We start from the raw sequence: 16,562 nt of genomic DNA, 5'->3' as shown, positions 1-16,562 counted from the left end.
TCGTTGAGGGTGGCGGCCCTTTCAGTTGTCCAGAAGCGCCGCGACCTTCCGCCCCAGCACCACGGGATCCCCGGGCATGACGCTGATGTACTGATCGGCCACCCCGATCCCGACCCGCCCGGCATCGACGTCGAGGTAGCCGAGAGAGCCGTCGGCTTCGATGCGAAGCCCCTCTTCCCGTTTGGCGGCGTAGAACTGCCCGATCCCGGTGTGCTTCTGTTTCATGAGCTCATCGAGCTTCTGCGCGGCACGGCTGCGGCCCGGGGCGTCGTCGAAGACCTCGCTGCCGGGCTCGTCACGGAAGTCTTGCTGCGACAGGGAAAACGGCTTGATGTCCGCAGGGACGCAAGGCGGCAGGTTCGCGATGAGCGCGTCAACGGGGTGGGTATCGGGCGAGACACCCCTGAGCCAGACCCGCTCGCCCTGGCAGAGCGCGGTGACGGCGGTCCGCCCTTGCACGGCGACGAGTACCCCGACCTGTTCCCGCTGGTCCCGCGCGTAGGCGAAGAACTCGACCGTGGGCCGGTCGAGCAGGTGCAGGAGATCGTCGAACTCGGGCGTGAAGCCGTCGCCCTGGGTGAAGCCGTACTCGCTGAGCTCTTCGAAGGCTCGGCGATCGGTGTGTTTCCTGATGGACGGCGGAATGTAGCGCAACCCACCGGCGAAAACCGGATGCGGATCTCCGCAGCCTGCGGTGCGCATGGCCGTGAGCAGGTTTTCGAGAGACAGTTCGGCCTTGAGCACCACGGTGCTTCGTTCCTCCAGGTGCCTACGACTTGGGCCGGCTTTCCCCGATCACGGGCGGCATGGGCTTCTCGGTGAACCCACCGAAGGTCTCGTCGGGATCGGGGTTCTTCAGGTAGGGCGCGGACTTCTTTTCCTTGTCTTCGTCTTTCGCCCCACGCCCGCCGGCCGGGGAGCCCATGGGCAAGCCGTTGGCACCGCGAGCACCGGCGGCACCGCGGGCGACGGCCTGGCCGGGCAGGCGCTCTTCGGGAATCCGGGCGCCGGAGCCGGGACCGCGTTGGGTGATCCCGCCGGTGTTCGGGCTGCCGGTATTCGGACCGCCGGTCCGGTAGCCACCGGTGCCCGGCCCGCTGCCGGTCCCGGTGCGATACCCGCCGACGTTGCCTGGTCCGCTTCCGGTCCCTGACCCGAACCCACCGGTGCCTGGTCCGAAGCCGCCGTCTCCGCCGTAGGGCTGGTTCCCCGACCCACCGCCGAGATTGCCGAGGGACTGCCCGGTAGGCCCGAACTGATACCCCCCACCCTGAGCAGCAGCAGGCGGAACGTAGCTGTTGGCATGAGTGGTATCGAAGGCACCACTCCCAGGAGTCTGCCCCGGAACCTGATACGACCCTTGCCCTTGATCACGCCCAGACTGGACGTCCTGGCCGTAGACGTTCTGATTCCGCCCGGCTTGGACGTCCCGGTCCTGCCCGAAAACCTCGGTCTGCCCAGGATTGCGAGCCCACTCACCAGTATCGGTGGCGGTAGTGGTCCGCCCGGTGGTGGTCTTGCCCTGAGTGTCCTGCCCCGGAGTAGCCAAGGAAATCGGAGCGCCGGAGTCATTGATCTGCGCGTACTGGGCGGGCATCTGCCCGCCATTGGAGGTACTGGCGGAGTGATAGGCCCCAAAGGCCTCGATGTTCCCCTGACTATCAGCCTGCCACCCGGAAACCTTGGTGTTGTAAGACTGTCCATCCCCAGTGAGAACATTGTAGAGATCACCAGAAGTCATCTCAGGCGGCCGAGGCGCAACGGGTTTCACGGAATGCTTGGCAGTCCCGAAAGCATCCATCTGAGCACCAACGGCAGTCTGAGCAGTCTCGAGATGAACAGCATCATCAGTGGCGGCTTGAACAAGGGGAAGCGTGGCATCAGCGGCAGAGTCCCCAGCGCCACCTTGCCACCCGGCCATGGTCTTGGCCCGCAGAGCACTGATCCGCTGAGCCCGCTCAACCATCCTGGTGGTCAACTGCCCAGCACCATCTTGCGCATCGGCCAGCGAACCAACGCCCTCACCACCGATGACCTGTTCATAGATCTCCGCGGCGGTCAAGGGCCCTTCGACGACCATCACTTCACCCCGCGAAGATTGTCGATAACATACGAGGCAACACCACGTGCTGCTTCGCACGGATCCTTCTTGCCGATATTTTCCTCGGATTGAGCGATGCCGATATCTACAGTCTGCCTGTCGCTCGTTCCGATTGCGATCTGACACTTGCCATGATTGGTTCGATCATCGGCGAGCCCATATGCAGCTATCGGGTAGCCGTCCACTGGATTCAGTGGCATGAAGAATCTGTACTGAGCACGATAGACGCTGGTCAGGCCAAGCTGGTCGACATTGCCGAAGATTAGTAGAACTGAAGCCTGCGTAACTCGGGGTGGATTGACGCTACAGCTCGGGCCGGCTGGCGCGTCTAGATCCGGTTTGGGGGTGACGCCAGGCCCCAGTAGCTCAGTGACCTGATCGACGGTCAACGCGTCACACGGCGCCTGCTTGAAGTGTGTGACATCGATCGGATCATCCACTTTCGGGACGCCAGGCCCAGGCAAGCTCGTCGCCGAATCTGGCGTCGACTGATCCGCCGTTGGATTCGATGGGGATGGGGAGCCGCTTGTGGTATTCGTGCAGGAGCAGAGGACCAACGCCGATGCGCTCAACGAGAGGACGATGCGGCGCATCAGAGACTGCCTCCGGTCTGGTTCAGATCAGTCGTATGGGTGTCTTCGGTCGTCGCATACTTGCCTAAGGCCATCTGGAACTTCGCTGCCATCGAGCGGCAGTACTGCTCACGTGCCGTCAAGGTCGAGTGCAAGGCTTCGCCGGACGCTCTGACCTGTTCTGCGTTGCCGCCGCTCGCGTATTCGACACCTGGGCCCTGTGCACGTTGAAGTAAGGCTGCGTAGTTCAAATCCCGTGCGAACTCGTTCGCCAGGTCGTTCCACTCGCGCGCGAGTTCCCGAAGGGTCTCGACGTCGTATTGGAACCCCGCCCCACCCCCGCCGGAACCGGGACCGGAGCCGTACGAGCCCGCGTGCGGGATCCCGTTCGGCCCCGGTAGCTGCCAGTCCTGGCCCGGGTCGTAGACCTCACCCACGGCCCATCACCACAGAAGCCACGTCAGTCACGTCAGCTCTCCCCTAGCTTGCACGGTGCTTCACCCCGAGCACCCTGCGTATCCGACGGCTCGAACCCTACCAGGGTTCCGCATCGGCATCGCCAGGCAAGAAAGCCCAGTTCAGAGGGGTCTACGGCGTCGGCGAGCAGGACGTGTGGCCCAGGATCACCTCGCCCGTGATGCCCGACGCCGGGAGGAAGTTGATGCGCAGCATCGTCAGGCCGATGCTGCCGTCGCCCGGGAGGTTCTGGATGTTGAACACCGCGTTCGCCAGCACCGTTCCGTTCGACTTCTTGAGCGGCACCACGTAGCCGACCGGGACCGGGCTCGGCGGGTTCGTGATGCCCGACATGCCGCCGTACGTCCAGCCGGCGTTCGTCTGCGTGTGCGTTGCCGTGCAGGTCACCTTGAACGTCGACAGCTTGATCCGCGGGCCGCCCGCGCTCACCAGTGCCGACAGCTCGAAGTTCTTGCCCGTCGCCGTGGACGTCGTTGTCGTGGCCGACGTCTGCGGGTCCGTCACCGTGGTCGTGCAGGACGATGTGCCGCCGCCGAACGTGATTCCGTTCTTCGACACCGTCTGGGCCGTCGCTGTCTTCGGGCCGCTCACCGAACACTGGCCCTGCACCGGCACCTTGATCGTCGCGTCACCCTTCGTGAACTCGGCGGAGCCGATCTGGGCCACGCCCGGCTGCGGCGCGGCCTGCGCCGGGACGGCCACGGCGAGTCCGGCCACCAACAGCGTTCCGGCGAGCCCCGCCCGCCTCGCGATTGTGCTGCGCATGTCGCTGCCTCCTTGCTGACCGGGAGAGCTGTCGGGTTCGGCAGTTCTTCCACGTCGTGAATATCCGCCTGTCCGGCGCGCCCGTTGCGCTCGAAACCGCTGATCACCCCTTCGTGGATCATGAACCACCCGGTGGATAATCCCTTCGGTATCCGGATACAGCTCTGTATATTGACGCCCATGCCGACCTACCGCGTCCTCGTCCGGGGCAAGTTCGACCGGCCCGCGCAGGCCGTGCGCGAAAAGCTGCTCGCCGGCCTGACCTCGGACGACGTCGCCGAGCCGGTCTTCAGTGAAGAAGGCTCGCTCACCTACAGTCACCACCTCGGCGGCTTCACCTTCCGCGTCCAGGTCGACGTCGCATCGGGTGACGACGCCCACGACCAGGCCGAGCTGATGGTCATGGAGCTGTTCGAGCGCGCGGGCTACCCGTACCGCGACCTGATCGTCAGCTCGACCTGCCTGGACGACGTCAAGATCCGGCGCCGCTGACCCGCGTCGTCACCACGACGGCCCCGGTCAGCGCCACCACTCCGGCCAGCACCAGCAGCGCCACGTGCATTCCGCTGGTGAAGTCGGCGTGCGTGTTCAGCACCGTGCCCGCCAGGGCGACGCCCAGCGCGCTGCCGAGTTCGCGGGTCATGCCCTGCAGACCCGAGCCGACGCCGGCGCGTTCGTGGGGCAGCGCCGCCATGATGCCGGCCGACGAGAGCGGCAGGATCAGGCTCGTGCCCGCCGCGAGGACCACCGTGGCCGAGGCGTACCACGGATACGGCGTCGCACTGTCCGCTGTGGACAGTGCCGCCAGGCCGAGCGCGACGATCACCAAGCCGGACGCCGTGAGCAGGCGGGGTCGGACGCGGCCGGCCAGCGCCACCGTCACGCGCGGGCCGAAGAACAGCGTTACCGCCATCGGAAGCAACGCCAAGCCCGCCAAGAACGGCGGGAAACCCTTGCTGTGCTGCAGGTACTGGCCGTTGAGGTAGAACAGCCCGAACATCCCGACGAACGTCGCGACCAGCGCGAGGCAGTGCGCGCGCAACGCCGGGATCGCGAACAGCCGCGGGTCGAGCATCGGGTGCGCGATCCGCAGCTCGACCACGCACCACGCGCCGAGCAGTGCCGCGGCCGCGGCGAACGCGCCCAGCACCGGCGTGCTCGCCCAGCCCGTCGATGGCCCCGACGTGATGCCCAGCAGCAGCGCCACCACGCCGGCCGTGAACAGCAGCGCGCTCGGTACCGCGATCGGCCGCGGGTGGGCCGGCGTGCGGGGCACGAACAGTCCACAAAGGACCAAGACGGCCAGCGCCAGCGGTGCGACGCCGAAGAACAACGCCCGCCACGAGCCCGTCTGCAGCAGCGCGCCGCCGCCGATGTTGCCCAGTACGCCACCCAGCCCGGTCGCCGACGCCCACGTCGCGACCGCCTTCGTCCGCTGCTCCGCCGGGACGGCGCCGACCAGGATGGCCAGGCTCGCCGGCATCACCGCGGCCGCGCCGACGCCGCTGAGCACTCGGCCCGCCAGCACCGGTGTGACGTCGTTCGCGCACCCGGACAGCAGCGCGCCGGCGGTGAAGACGCCGAGCCCGGCCAGCAGGATTCCCTTGCGGCCGAAGCGATCCGCGGCCGCGCCGGCCGGGATCAGCAGGCAGGCGAAGACGACGACGTAGCTGTCGACGACCCACAGCAGCGCCGTCGGCGACGGGTGCAGCGGGCTCGCCGACAGCAGCGGCACGGCCAGGTTGATCGCCGCGACCATGCCGACGACCGTGACGACGCACAACGCCATGAGCGTCGTGAGCAGGCCTTGACGGACGCGGGGGAGGGTGTGTTCCACCCGGTCAACGCTAAGCAGGGCTAAGTACTGCGTCCAGTGCAATATCGGCAACTAAGCTTTGCGTCGAACGCAAACGTGGAGGCGAAATGGCCGATTTGGACCTCAACCTGCTGGTGGTGCTCGACGCGCTGCTCACCGAGGGCAGCGTCACTGGCGCCGCCGAGCGGCTGCACCTCTCGGTGCCGGCGACGTCCCGGGCGCTCGGGCGGCTGCGGCGGACCCTCGACGACGAGGTGCTGGTCCGCGCCGGCCGCGTGCTGGTGCCGACCCCGGCCGCCGTCGCCTTGCGCGACGACGTGCGGGGCCTGGTCGAACGCGCTCGCGGCATGCTCCGCAACTCCGGCGAGTTCGACCTCGCGACGCTGGAGCGGACGTTCGTCCTGCGCGCCAACGACTCCCTGGTCAGCCAGCTCGGCCCCGGCCTGATCGTGGCGGCCCGCGCCACCGCGCCCGGGGTGCGGCTGCGGTTCGTCGCGGAGGGCGAGGAGGACGTCCAGCCGCTGCGTGACGGCCGGATCGACCTGGATCTGGGGATGATCGACCTGCCGGACTCCGAGATCGTCGTCGAGCAGCTGTGGCGCGAGGGGACGGCCGCGATCGCCGGCCCGCTGAGCCCCCTCCACAGTGACGAAACGACAGGCGAAGTGACGGGCGAAGTGACGCTGCAGCAGCTCGCCGCGCAGCCGCACCTCGCGATCTCCCGCCGCGGCCGCACCGAGGCGCCGTTCGACGCGGTGCTCGCCGAGCACGGGCTGAGCCGCGACGTCGTGGCCGTCGTCCCGACGCCGACGGCCGCGTTGAACCTGGTCCTGGCCTCGGACCTGGTCTGCCTGACCACCAGCGGCTTCGCCGCGTTCGCGGCCCGCGTGACCGACGTGCAGCCGCTCCCGGTACCCGCGGACCTGCCCCTCCGGCCGATGGCGCAGGCGTGGCACCCGCGCTTCGCGAAGGACCCCGGTCACCGGTGGTTGCGCGCTCGGGTGCGCGACGCGGCCCCGACCGGCTGACGATGTCATGTTCGTCACCGTTTCCGCTGGACAGCGGGTAAACGGTGGCGCGGGGTAGCCACTACGCTCAAGGGAGAACCCGACCGGTGCACGAGTAGAGCGGAGCCGACGTGTCTGTGCCTTCCCCAGCCCCCGGGGCGGGATCCCTCCCCGCTGCGCCGGGTGGCGCCCTCGAGGACCTGCGCGCGTCGGTCGGCCTGCAGATCGCCGACGAAGCCCTGCTGCGCGCGATCGCCGCCGGGCTGGCCGACGTCGAGAAGCTGCTCCGCGACGTCGTCAGCAGCGACGTCCAGGCCGTCCACGACGCGGCGCTGCACCTGGTCGAGGCCGGGGGCAAACGCTTCCGTCCGCTGTTCACGCTGCTGTCCGCGCAGTTCGGGCCGAAGCAGGACGACCACGTCGTGATCGCCGCCGCCGCGGTCGAGCTGGTGCACCTGGCCACGCTCTACCACGACGACGTGATGGACGAGGCGGACATGCGCCGCGGCGCCGAGAGCGTCAACGCGCGCTGGGACAACACGATCGCCATCCTCACCGGCGACTTCCTCTTCGCGCACGCTTCGCGGCTGGTCGCCGACCTCGGCACGGACGCGGCGCGGATCATCGCCGAGACCTTCGGCGAGCTGGTCACCGGCCAGATGCGCGAGACCGTCGGCCCCGGACCGGGTGACGACGCGGTGGCGCACTACCTGACCGTGATCGCCCAGAAGACCGGCTCGCTGATCGCGACGTCCGGCCGCTTCGGCGGGATGATGTCCGGCGCCCCGGACGAGTACATCGAGGCGCTGCGCCGGTTCGGCGACATCATCGGCACGGCGTTCCAGGTCTCCGACGACATCATCGACATCGCGTCGCCGTCCGACGAGCTCGGCAAGGCGCAGGGCACGGACCTGCGCGAAGGCGTCCGCACGTTGCCGATGCTCTACGCGCTGGCCGACTCCGGGACCGATCCCCGGCTGGTCGAGCTGCTGTCCGGCCCGATCTCCGACGACGACCTGGTCGAGGAAGCGCTGGCGCTGCTGCGGGTCAGTAGTGGACTCGAACGCGCACGCGTCACCCTTTCCGACTACGCTCAGCGCGCGCGTGCCGAGCTCACCGCGCTGCCCGCGTCACCCGCTCGTGACGCGTGCGAGTCGGTTGCCGCTTACCTGGTAGCGCGCACGCACTGAACTAGGGGCAGGGATAGATGTCCATTTTCGGACAGGTTTGGCTGTGGAGCCTGGCGGCTTTCTTCGTCGGGGCCCTGCTCACCTGGCTGGTGCTGGTGCTACCGCTTCGCAAGAGCGTCCGCAAGCTGGAGAGCGCGCTGGCCCAGGCCCACGCCGACGCCGCGCGCACGCCCGCGAACGCCACCGGGCTGGCCACGCCGGGCACTGAGGTCTACACGCGACCGGAGCCGTCCTACGACGAGAGCCGGTACAACGCGAGTCCGTACGAAGAGGCCCAGCCGCAGGAGACGTCGTACCCGGGGACGCTGGTCGCCGCGTCGCCGGTGAACCGCGACGACGTCCACGACGACATCGACGCGGACTTCGCGGAGCTGGATTCGCAGGTGCCGCCGCGGACCCCGCCGGTGGACGACTACCGGCCGGAGCCGGAGACCGGCGACGGCTACCCGGCGTCCGCGACCCAGGTGATGGCGCCGGTCGCGGAGCCGGAGCAGGACGACCCGTACCGCGCGGCCGCGTCGGAGTACCTCAGCCCGGAAGACGACGAGCAGTACGAGCCCGCGCCGGCGCTTTCGCAGCTGGAGCACCAGCTCGAGCCGGACACCGGTGGGTCGCTGTTCCAGCCGCCGGCCGCCGCGCACGCGGCGGACCCGGACTGGTTCGACCGCGAACCGCAGTCGCAGCGCTCGGCGTTCGAAGAGCCGATGGAGCGCACCCGCTACATCGGCGAGCACCCGGGATCGGTCCGCAAGGAAGAGCCCCAGGAAGAACTTCAGGAAGAGCTCCAGGACGACTTCGAAGACGAGCTCCAGGACGACGAGACGCCGCAGTACGCCTTCGCCGGTGAAGAAGCGGCCGGTGGCGACCTGGACGTGCCGCCGGAGACGCCGGCCGAGGCGACACAGGTGCTGCCGAAGCGCCAGCCGCGCGGCGTGGTGCGGGGCGGTTTCGACTCGCCGCAGCCGATCCAGCCGTCGATGCGCACGGTCGAGCGCCGCGAACCCGAGCTGACCGGCGCGCACAGCGGCTCGCTGTTCGAGCCGTCGGTGCAGCCGAACCAGACGGCCGTCGGCGTTTCGCCGGACGCGCCGCCGCCCCCGCCCGCCCGCGAGTCGGCCGAGGACTCGGTCCCGCCCGGCCCGTTCGGGCCCGGTTCGGCGATGCCGCGGCCCGGCGGCGGCCGGCCCAGCGACGGCTTCGAGGTGAAGGCGAGCGTCACGGCTTTGCGCTACTGCACCGACGAGTCCGAGCAGTTCCCGCGGATGGTGGCCGAGGTCTGGTTCCGCACCGCCGAGGACGCCGAGCGCGTCGGGTTCCGCCCGCTCACCTGAGTTCCTGTTCCGTGAAGGCCGCCTCGTGAACCCGTGAGGCGGCCTTCACGGCGTTTCAGCCCGCCTGGAACAGGACCAGCGCGGCGCCGTCCACATCGGACACCGGCGCACAGGGCAGCCACTGCGGCGCGCGGTCTTCGTCCGGCGCACTAAAGGTCGCATGACCTGAAACTTAGGACACACGTCCTAGCGTCGGCAACCCCCCTGACGCCGTGAAGGCCCCCTTCCCGGCATCTTGAGCCGGTAAGGAGGCCTTCACGGAGCTTGGCGCAGCGGTTACGCGACCGTCCAGGTGTCCTTGCCGTGGAGCAGGCCCCGCAGGTCCGGCTTGCGGACCGCACGAGCTTCCTCGACCTGGGCGCGGGCGCCGTCGTCGTAGGTCGGGCGCTCGACCTGGCGGAGGATGCCCGTCGGGACGTGGTTCAGGTTCTGGTCACCGAGCCGGGACAGCGCGAACGCGTACGACGTGTCGGTGATCGCCGGGTCGTGCACGACGATGTTTTCCTCGCCGATGTCGGCGACCTTCGCGACGTCCAAGCCGCCCCAGTCGCTGCGCTTGACGCCGAACTCCTGGTTCGGGCCGAAGCGGATCGGCTCGCCGGCGCGCAGCGGGATCAGCCGGGCGGCGGCCTCGTCGGCGTCCTTGAGGACGTCGAACGCGCCGTCGTTGAAGATCGGGCAGTTCTGGTAGATCTCCACCAGCGCCGACCCGCGGTGCTCCGCCGCGGCCTGCAGGACCTCGGTGAGGCCCTTGCGGTCCGAGTCCATCGCGCGGCCCACGAACGACGCCTCGGCGCCGATCGCCAGCGACAGCGGGTTGAACGGCGTGTCCACCGAACCCATCGGGGACGACTTGGTGACCATGCCCGGCCCCGACGTCGGGGAGTACTGGCCCTTGGTCAGCCCGTAGATCCGGTTGTTGAACAGCAGGATCTTGATGTTCACGTTGCGGCGCAGCGCGTGGATCAGGTGGTTGCCGCCGATGGACAGCGCGTCGCCGTCACCGGTGACGACCCACACCGACAGGTCCGGCCGCGTGGTGGCCAGCCCCGTCGCGATCGCCGGCGCGCGGCCGTGGATCGAGTGCATGCCGTAGGTGTTCAGGTAGTACGGGAACCGCGACGAGCAGCCGATCCCCGAGACGAACACGATGTTCTCGCGCTTGAGGCCGAGTGTCGGCAGGAAGGACTGGACCGCGTTGAGCACGACGTAGTCGCCGCAGCCGGGGCACCAGCGGACCTCCTGGTCCGACTTGTAGTCCTTGGCCTTCTGCGGTTCGTCGGTGGTGGGCACAAGGTCCAGACCGCCGAGAGTGGGCAGTCCGATGTCGACAGTAGTCATGCCGCCTCCGCGGTAAAGAGAACGTCGGCGGTGGTCACTTCGCCGCCTCCGTAGCAATGCCGGTGATGATCTCCGAGAACAGGTTCTGCAGCTCTTCGGCCTTGAACGCCATCCCGGCGACCTTGGTGTGCGAATGGACGTCCACCAGGTACTTCGCGCGCAGCAGCAAGGAAAGCTGACCGAGGTTCATCTCCGGCACCACGACCTTGTCGTAGGCGCGCAGGACGTCGCCGAGGTTGGCCGGCAGCGGGTTCAGGTGCCGCAGGTGGGCCTGGGCGATCGGCATGCCGAGCTTGCGCACCCGGCGGCACGCGGCGCCGATCGGGCCGAAGCTGGAGCCCCAGCCGAGCGCGAGCACCCGGGCCTTGCCGCCGCTCGGGTCGTCGACCACGACGTCGGGGACGTCGATGCCGTCGATCTTCGCCTGCCGCAGCCGGACCATCTTGTCGTGGTTGTCCGGGTCGTAGGAGATGTGCCCGGTCCGGTCGGCCTTCTCCAGCCCGCCGATGCGGTGCTGCAGGCCGGGCGTGCCCGGGATCGCCCACGCGCGGGCGAGCGTCTCGGGGTCGCGGACGTACGGCCAGAACTCGCCGGAGTCGTTGTCCGAGTTGGGTTCGCTCGCGAACTCGACACGCAGGTCGGGCAGCGTCGCGACGTCGGGGATCAGCCACGGCTCGGAGCCGTTCGCGATCGCGCCGTCCGAGAGCAGCAGCACCGGCGTGCGGTACTTGAGCGCGATCCGGGTGGCCTCGACGGCCGCGTCGAAGCAGTCCGCCGGCGACAGCGGCGCGACGATCGGCACCGGCGACTCGCCGTTGCGGCCGAACATCGCCTGCAGCAGGTCGGCCTGCTCGGTCTTGGTCGGCAGGCCGGTCGACGGGCCACCGCGCTGGACGTCGATGACGACCAGCGGCAGTTCCATCATCACGCCGAGGCCGATGGTCTCGGACTTCAGCGCGACACCCGGGCCGGACGTCGAGGTGACGCCGAGCGCGCCGCCGTAGGACGCGCCGAGCGCGGCGCCGATGCCGGCGATCTCGTCCTCGGCCTGGAAGGTGAGGATGCCGAAGTTCTTGTGCTTGGACAGCTCGTGGAGGATGTCCGACGCCGGGGTGATCGGGTAGGTGCCGAGCAGGATCGGCAGGCCGGACTGCTGCCCGGCGGCCACGAGCCCGTACGCCAGCGCCGTGTTGCCGGTGATCTGCCGGTAGGTGCCCAGCGCCAGCTTCGCCGGAGCGACCTGGAAAGTCGTCGCGAACGACTCGGTCGTCTCGCCGTAGTTCCAGCCCGCGCGGAAGGCCAGGATGTTGGCCTCGGCGATGTCCGGCTTCTTCGCGAACTTCTCGCGCAGGAACCGCTCGGTGCCTTCGGTCGGCCGGTGGTACATCCACGACAGCAGGCCGAGGGCGAACATGTTCTTGCAGCGCTCGGCGTCCTTCTTGCCGAGGCCGGTGTCGGCGAGCGCGCCCTGGGTCAGCGTCGACATGGCGACCCGGTGCACCTGGTAGGGCTCGAGCGTGTCGTCGTCCAGCGGGTCGGTGGCGTAGCCGACCTTCGTCAGGTTCCGCTTGATGAAGTCGTCGGTGTTGAGGATGATCGTGCCGCCGCGCGGCACGTCGGCGAGGTTCGCCTTGAGCGCGGCGGGGTTCATCGCCACCAGCACGTCCGGCCGGTCGCCGGGGGTGAGGATGTCGTAGTCGGCGAAGTGCACCTGGAACGAGGAGACACCGGGGATCGTGCCCTGCGGGGCGCGGATCTCGGCGGGGAAGTTCGGCATCGTCGACAGGTCGTTGCCGAACGCGGCCGCTTCGGACGTGAAGCGGTCGCCGGTCAGCTGCATCCCGTCACCCGAGTCGCCCGCGAACCGGATGACCACCCGGTCCAGCTTGCTGATCTCGGTGGGCCTGGTCGCGGCGAGCGAGCCTTGACCAGCGCCGTTGCCGTTCGCACTCGTGCTCATGGGTCAGGGATTCCCTCTCTCCCGACGTTGCGGCCTTCGGTCGCTCTGCCCGGTGTCATGACAGTCGGGACACCAGGCCCTATCACGAGGTTAGCTCGCCCTTGACCACGATGTTCCCAGTGTCCCGAGTCCCGGACGACCTCTTCGCTGCGCTAGTGGTTCTTCTGTGCTGGTCCGACAAATACCTGTAACCGATGGTAACGGTTAACTGTCACGAGGCGTTGTGACGCGCATCTCCCGCGTCACGTCCACGTGGTGAGAACTCACGGGCCGGACCGGATCCGGGCCCGCATCGCCGCCAGCCGCTCGGCGAACTCCGGGGACGCCAGCGACGCCAGCTGCGGCTCGATCTCGACGTCCACGGCGTCGGCGTGCGCGGCCAGCGAGGCGGTCGTCCGCAGGCTGCGCTTGGTCGCCAGCAGGGCCTCGCGCGGCGCGGCGACGGCCGGAGCCGCGAGCTCCCGCGCGGCGGCGAGCAGGTCGTCGTGCCCGCCGTCGACCACGCGCAGGGCCAGCCCGGCGCGCACCGCCGCCTCGGCGTCCAGGGACTGCCCGAACAACGTCATGGCGGCGGCCTGCTGCGGGCCGGCCAGCCGCTGCGTCATCCACGTCATCCCGCCGCCGGGGTGCAGGCCCAGCTCCAGGAACCGCGCGACGAACTTCGCGCGCGGCCCGGCCAGCCGGACGTCCGCGGCGAGGGCGAGGTTCAGGCCGGCGCCGACGGCGGCGCCGCCGATCGCCGCGATCGTCGGCAGCGTGCAGCGCGCGACGGAGAGGAAGCCCTCGTAGATGGCGCGCAGGCCGGCCTCGTCGGCCGCGCCCAGCGCGGAGAGGTCGGCCCCGGCGCAGAACGCCGGCGGGGTCCCGGTGACCACGACGGCGTGCACCGACTCGTCGCGCTCCGCGGCCGCGACGGCGTCCGCGAGCTGCGAAGACAGTGCCAGGGTCAGCGCGTTGCGGCTGCCGGGCGCGTCGACGGTCAGCAGGGCGACGCCGCCCGCGTGCTCGCTGACGATGCTGTCGGTCATGGGAGTAAGGGTGGCACGAGGCGGTCGTCGCCTTGCTCGGGTATGACTGGAGGGATGGGTGAACTGGTCGGAGCCCTGGTCCGGGGGTTCATCGTGATCGCGGGACACATCCTGACGATGCTCGACACGGCCGAGTTCTTCGGAGCCCGCCGCCGCTCGGCGCGCCAGAAGGCGTTGAGCCGAGGCGAGCAGGTGAAGATCCCGTGCGTACTACGCGACCCATCCCTGACGGACGGCCGAGAACAGCAGGGCAGGCTCCTCGTCGGGCCCGGCCGTGTCCAGTGGCTGGCCCCGGGACGGCCACCGACGCCGTTCGAGCCGGGAGAACTGACGATGCAGGCGGTGGACGAGCAGGCGATCACGTTCCACGCGGGCCGCACGGAGCTGCGCCTGCACCCGGACGAAGCCCCGGCGGTGCTCCGAGCCCTGGGCGCTTGAGCTGCCGAAACTGTCGGTACCCGCCGCTACGCTGGAAGACGGGGGGCGCCGCCCCGCACACGTTCACGCGACCGGCCCTCGAGCAGCCGGGAGGCGCGACCAGCGGCGGATCCCGGGCTCGGCGACCGGCGGATTTCGGTCAGCGGAAGCTCGCGAGCCGTTCACTTCCGTGATCTTCGCGCTGCCGCGAAGCACGACCGGCGGCCGATTCCGGGCCGCCGTCAAGCCTGGCGACCGGCCGCGTCACTCCTCCGGCGTCGGCGGGCGTTCGAGCAGCCGGGACAGCACGACCGTCGACACCGTCCGGTCCACGATCTCCAGCCCGCGCAGCCGCTCCAGCGCCGTCTCCAGGTGGTGGATGTCGGCGGCCCGCAGGTGGACGATCGCGTCCGCCGCGCCCGAGACCGTGTACGCCGCGACCACCTCGGGCAGCGGTTCCAGCCGCGCGCGGATGCGGGCCGGGGTGATGTTGCCCTGGCACGTGACCTCGACGAACGCCTCCGTGCCCCACCCCAGCGCCTCCGGGTCGACGACCGCCGTGAAGCCGCGCAGGATGCCGGTTTCGAGCAGCCGGTCGACCCGTCGTTTGACCGCCGGCGCGGACAGCCCGACGACCTTGCCGATCTCCGCGTAGCTCGATCGGGCGTTCGCCACGAGGCACGAAACGATTCGCTGGTCGATGGTGTTCACACGCAACACTTAGCACAGATACGCGCAGCGAACAGCGATTGATTGCGAGTTTCGGCCTCGCTTACCCTACTTTCATGCAGGGATCACAGCCCTTGGCCGCTCGCGTACCGACCACCCGCCGATACCTGATGTGCCCGCCGCGGTTCTTCGCGGTGGACTACGTGATCAACCCCTGGATGGATCCGACCCAGCCGGTCAGCGCCGACGTCGCCGTCGCGCAGTGGACCGAGCTGCGTGACACCTACCGCCGCCTCGGCCACACCGTCGAGGAGATCGACCCGCAGCCGGGGCTGCCCGACATGGTCTTCGCCGCGAACTCCGGCACGGTCGTCGACGGTCGCGTCCTCGGCTCGCGGTTCCGCGCGCCGCAGCGCACCGCCGAGGCCGAGCACTTCCGCCGCTGGTTCGTCGAACACGGCTACCGCGACATCACCATGCCGGAGAAGATCAACGAGGCCGAGGGCGACTTCGCCTGGACCGGCGGCCTGCTGCTGGCCGGCACCGGCTTCCGCACCGACCCGGCCGCGCACGCCGAGGCGCAGGAGGTCCTCGGTGTCCCGGTCGTCTCGCTGAACCTGGTCGACCCGCGCTACTACCACCTCGACACGGCGTTGTTCGTGCTCGCCGAGGCGACCGACACGACGCGCGCGCAGATCGTCTACTACCCGGCGGCGTTCTCCGCGGGATCACGCCGCGTGCTCGAGCGGCTGTTCCCGGACGCCGTGCTCGCGACCGCCGCCGACGCCGAGTGCTTCGGGCTGAACGGGGTGTCCGACGGCCGGAACGTCGTCCTCCCCGTCGAGGCCACTCGACTGGGTGAACTGCTCGCCGAGCGCGGGTACGAGCCGGTCTACGTCGACATCTCTGAGCTGCGGAAAGCCGGCGGTGGGCCGAAGTGCTGCACGCTGGAAATCAGGAAAGGCTGATTGCCGGAAAAAGGGTGTAACTCACCCGTTTGCTTCCGCGATTAATCGGGGTAACAGCTCGACTACGCGCGGTGGCAGGGGGTGGAAACGGTGGCGGTGAACTTCGCCATGCACGGGATCGGCCGGCCGGCTCGCCAGCTCGAGCCGGGGGAGAACGAACGCTGGGTGACGGTCGAGCAGTTCGACCGCATCCTCGACGCGATCGAGGAACGCGCGGACGTCCATCTGACCTTCGACGACGGCAACGAGTCCGACGTCGAGATCGCGCTGCCCCGGCTCGTGGAGCGCGGGATGACGGCGGAGTTCTTCCCGCTGGCCGGCCGTCTCGGGCAACGCGGCTACCTCGACCGCGACGCCCTGCGCGACCTCGCCCGGGCCGGCATGGAGATCGGCTCGCACGGCTGGGAGCCGCGCGACTGGCGCCGCCTCGACGATCGCCACGCGCGCCGGGAGCTGACGGATGCCCCGAAGCTGCTCGGCGACCTGTGCGGCCGGCCGGTGCGGCGGTACTCACTGCCGTTCGGCGCTTACGACCGGCGGGTGCTGGACCGGCTGCGGCAGGCGGGCGCGACACGGGTGTACGCGAGCGACGGCGGCGAGGCCAGCCGCGACGGGTGGCTGCAGCCGCGGACGGAGCTGCGGCACGACCTCGACCAGGAGTGGCTGGATGGCGTGTTGGCCGGCGGCCGCCGCCGGGGGCAGTGGATGCGATGGCTGTTTCGACGGGCTGACAGTTAGTCGGTATGACCGTCTGCCGGTCTGCCGGTCTGCCGGTCTGCCGGTCTGCCGGTCTGCCGGTCTGCCGGTCTGCCGGTCTGCCGGTCTGCCGGTCTGCCGGTCTGCCGGTCTGCCGGTCTGCCGGTCTGCCGGTCAGCCCGTCAGCCCGTCAGCCCGTCAGCCCGTCAGCCCGTCAGGCTGGT

The 16,562-nt window shown here is 69.5% G+C and carries 17 protein-coding genes; 7 read left to right on the top strand and 10 right to left on the bottom strand.

Annotated features, from left to right (window positions below; translation table 11 throughout):
- Positions 1-21: 21 nt before the first annotated feature.
- The 5 genes from ACLJQZ_RS21040 to ACLJQZ_RS21020 form a co-directional block, all read right to left on the bottom strand.
- Positions 22-747, bottom strand: a complete 726-nt coding sequence (locus ACLJQZ_RS21040; RefSeq protein WP_410621632.1) for an ESX secretion-associated protein EspG — start codon at positions 745-747, stop codon at positions 22-24.
- A gap of 22 nt (positions 748-769) precedes the next feature.
- On the bottom strand, positions 770-2,080 hold the full coding sequence (locus ACLJQZ_RS21035) for a PPE domain-containing protein (RefSeq protein WP_410621631.1): 1,311 nt from the start codon (positions 2,078-2,080) through the stop codon (positions 770-772).
- Positions 2,080-2,694: a DUF3558 domain-containing protein gene (locus ACLJQZ_RS21030; RefSeq protein WP_410621630.1), complete on the bottom strand. Its 615-nt coding sequence runs from the start codon at positions 2,692-2,694 to the stop codon at positions 2,080-2,082. Before ACLJQZ_RS21030 ends, ACLJQZ_RS21035 begins: the two co-directional genes overlap by 1 nt.
- Positions 2,694-3,110: a hypothetical protein gene (locus ACLJQZ_RS21025; protein WP_410621629.1), complete on the bottom strand. Its 417-nt coding sequence runs from the start codon at positions 3,108-3,110 to the stop codon at positions 2,694-2,696. The genes ACLJQZ_RS21030 and ACLJQZ_RS21025 overlap by 1 nt, the downstream gene beginning before the upstream one ends.
- A gap of 151 nt (positions 3,111-3,261) precedes the next feature.
- Positions 3,262-3,915, bottom strand: coding sequence for a hypothetical protein (locus ACLJQZ_RS21020; protein WP_410621628.1), 654 nt, complete (start codon positions 3,913-3,915; stop codon positions 3,262-3,264).
- Positions 3,916-4,095: 180 nt separating this feature from the next.
- Between ACLJQZ_RS21020 and ACLJQZ_RS21015 the strand changes: the two genes are divergently transcribed.
- A complete protein-coding gene (locus ACLJQZ_RS21015) occupies positions 4,096-4,407 on the top strand; it encodes a DUF6204 family protein (protein WP_410621627.1) in 312 nt (103 codons plus the stop codon).
- On the opposite strand, the gene ACLJQZ_RS21010 is transcribed toward ACLJQZ_RS21015, so the two are convergent.
- On the bottom strand, positions 4,388-5,752 hold the full coding sequence (locus ACLJQZ_RS21010; RefSeq protein ID WP_410621626.1) for an MFS transporter: 1,365 nt from the start codon (positions 5,750-5,752) through the stop codon (positions 4,388-4,390). The two genes, ACLJQZ_RS21015 and ACLJQZ_RS21010, sit on opposite strands and share 20 nt — an antisense overlap.
- 86 nt (positions 5,753-5,838) lie before the next feature.
- Here ACLJQZ_RS21010 and ACLJQZ_RS21005 point away from each other — a divergent pair, with 86 nt between their 5' ends.
- The 3 genes from ACLJQZ_RS21005 (at position 5,839) to ACLJQZ_RS20995 (ending at position 9,259) form a co-directional block, all read left to right on the top strand.
- A complete protein-coding gene (locus tag ACLJQZ_RS21005) occupies positions 5,839-6,759 on the top strand; it encodes a LysR family transcriptional regulator (protein ID WP_410621625.1) in 921 nt (306 codons plus the stop codon).
- Between the two features lie 116 nt (positions 6,760-6,875).
- Positions 6,876-7,928: a polyprenyl synthetase family protein gene (locus ACLJQZ_RS21000; RefSeq protein WP_410621815.1), complete on the top strand. Its 1,053-nt coding sequence runs from the start codon at positions 6,876-6,878 to the stop codon at positions 7,926-7,928.
- A gap of 17 nt (positions 7,929-7,945) precedes the next feature.
- Positions 7,946-9,259, top strand: coding sequence for a hypothetical protein (locus tag ACLJQZ_RS20995; protein ID WP_410621624.1), 1,314 nt, complete (start codon positions 7,946-7,948; stop codon positions 9,257-9,259).
- Between the two features lie 276 nt (positions 9,260-9,535).
- Here ACLJQZ_RS20995 and ACLJQZ_RS20990 read toward each other — a convergent pair whose 3' ends face one another.
- The 3 genes from ACLJQZ_RS20990 to ACLJQZ_RS20980 all read right to left on the bottom strand — a co-directional run bounded on the left by ACLJQZ_RS20990 (position 9,536) and on the right by ACLJQZ_RS20980 (position 13,588).
- Positions 9,536-10,600 (bottom strand): 2-oxoacid:ferredoxin oxidoreductase subunit beta, encoded by a 1,065-nt coding sequence (locus ACLJQZ_RS20990; RefSeq protein WP_410621623.1) that lies wholly within the window; start codon positions 10,598-10,600, stop codon positions 9,536-9,538.
- 34 nt (positions 10,601-10,634) lie between these two features.
- Positions 10,635-12,560: a 2-oxoacid:acceptor oxidoreductase subunit alpha gene (locus ACLJQZ_RS20985; RefSeq protein WP_410621622.1), complete on the bottom strand. Its 1,926-nt coding sequence runs from the start codon at positions 12,558-12,560 to the stop codon at positions 10,635-10,637.
- Positions 12,561-12,823: 263 nt separating this feature from the next.
- Positions 12,824-13,588 (bottom strand): enoyl-CoA hydratase, encoded by a 765-nt coding sequence (locus ACLJQZ_RS20980; RefSeq protein WP_410621621.1) that lies wholly within the window; start codon positions 13,586-13,588, stop codon positions 12,824-12,826.
- Between the two features lie 54 nt (positions 13,589-13,642).
- Between ACLJQZ_RS20980 and ACLJQZ_RS20975 the strand changes: the two genes are divergently transcribed.
- Positions 13,643-14,026, top strand: coding sequence for a hypothetical protein (locus ACLJQZ_RS20975; RefSeq protein WP_410621620.1), 384 nt, complete (start codon positions 13,643-13,645; stop codon positions 14,024-14,026).
- Between the two features lie 243 nt (positions 14,027-14,269).
- On the opposite strand, the gene ACLJQZ_RS20970 is transcribed toward ACLJQZ_RS20975, so the two are convergent.
- Positions 14,270-14,716 (bottom strand): Lrp/AsnC family transcriptional regulator, encoded by a 447-nt coding sequence (locus ACLJQZ_RS20970; protein ID WP_026468878.1) that lies wholly within the window; start codon positions 14,714-14,716, stop codon positions 14,270-14,272.
- A gap of 74 nt (positions 14,717-14,790) precedes the next feature.
- On the opposite strand from ACLJQZ_RS20970, the gene ddaH reads away from it, so the two are divergent.
- The gene (ddaH, locus tag ACLJQZ_RS20965; protein WP_247060380.1) at positions 14,791-15,642 is read left to right on the top strand and encodes a dimethylargininase; all 852 of its coding nucleotides are present in this window, start codon (positions 14,791-14,793) and stop codon (positions 15,640-15,642) included.
- A 108-nt stretch (positions 15,643-15,750) separates the two neighbouring features.
- Positions 15,751-16,380: a polysaccharide deacetylase family protein gene (locus ACLJQZ_RS20960; protein ID WP_410621814.1), complete on the top strand. Its 630-nt coding sequence runs from the start codon at positions 15,751-15,753 to the stop codon at positions 16,378-16,380.
- The last annotated feature ends 182 nt before the right edge of the window (positions 16,381-16,562 follow it).

Origin of the sequence: Amycolatopsis sp. cmx-8-4 (assembly GCF_046548675.1) — a bacterium.
In the GTDB taxonomy this organism is placed as follows: Bacteria; Actinomycetota; Actinomycetes; order Mycobacteriales; family Pseudonocardiaceae; genus Amycolatopsis.
The sequence above is the reverse complement of the archived record's forward strand: the minus strand, read 5'-3'. Positions and strand labels throughout refer to the sequence as shown.

Bases quoted from the DNA above. Each gene is read 5' to 3' on its own strand.
- ACLJQZ_RS20985 (WP_410621622.1), bottom strand. From the start codon at position 12,560: ATGAGCACGAGTGCGAACGGCAACGGCGCTGGTCAAGGCTCGCTCGCC.
- ACLJQZ_RS20975 (WP_410621620.1), top strand. From the start codon at position 13,643: ATGGGTGAACTGGTCGGAGCCCTGGTCCGGGGGTTCATCGTGATCGCG.
- ACLJQZ_RS20980 (WP_410621621.1), bottom strand. From the start codon at position 13,588: ATGACCGACAGCATCGTCAGCGAGCACGCGGGCGGCGTCGCCCTGCTG.
- ACLJQZ_RS21020 (WP_410621628.1), bottom strand. From the start codon at position 3,915: ATGCGCAGCACAATCGCGAGGCGGGCGGGGCTCGCCGGAACGCTGTTG.
- ACLJQZ_RS21015 (WP_410621627.1), top strand. From the start codon at position 4,096: ATGCCGACCTACCGCGTCCTCGTCCGGGGCAAGTTCGACCGGCCCGCG.
- ACLJQZ_RS21030 (WP_410621630.1), bottom strand. From the start codon at position 2,694: ATGCGCCGCATCGTCCTCTCGTTGAGCGCATCGGCGTTGGTCCTCTGC.
- ACLJQZ_RS20990 (WP_410621623.1), bottom strand. From the start codon at position 10,600: ATGACTACTGTCGACATCGGACTGCCCACTCTCGGCGGTCTGGACCTT.
- ACLJQZ_RS21035 (WP_410621631.1), bottom strand. From the start codon at position 2,080: ATGGTCGTCGAAGGGCCCTTGACCGCCGCGGAGATCTATGAACAGGTC.
- ACLJQZ_RS21005 (WP_410621625.1), top strand. From the start codon at position 5,839: ATGGCCGATTTGGACCTCAACCTGCTGGTGGTGCTCGACGCGCTGCTC.
- ACLJQZ_RS20995 (WP_410621624.1), top strand. From the start codon at position 7,946: ATGTCCATTTTCGGACAGGTTTGGCTGTGGAGCCTGGCGGCTTTCTTC.
- ACLJQZ_RS20960 (WP_410621814.1), top strand. From the start codon at position 15,751: ATGCACGGGATCGGCCGGCCGGCTCGCCAGCTCGAGCCGGGGGAGAAC.
- ddaH (WP_247060380.1), top strand. From the start codon at position 14,791: ATGCAGGGATCACAGCCCTTGGCCGCTCGCGTACCGACCACCCGCCGA.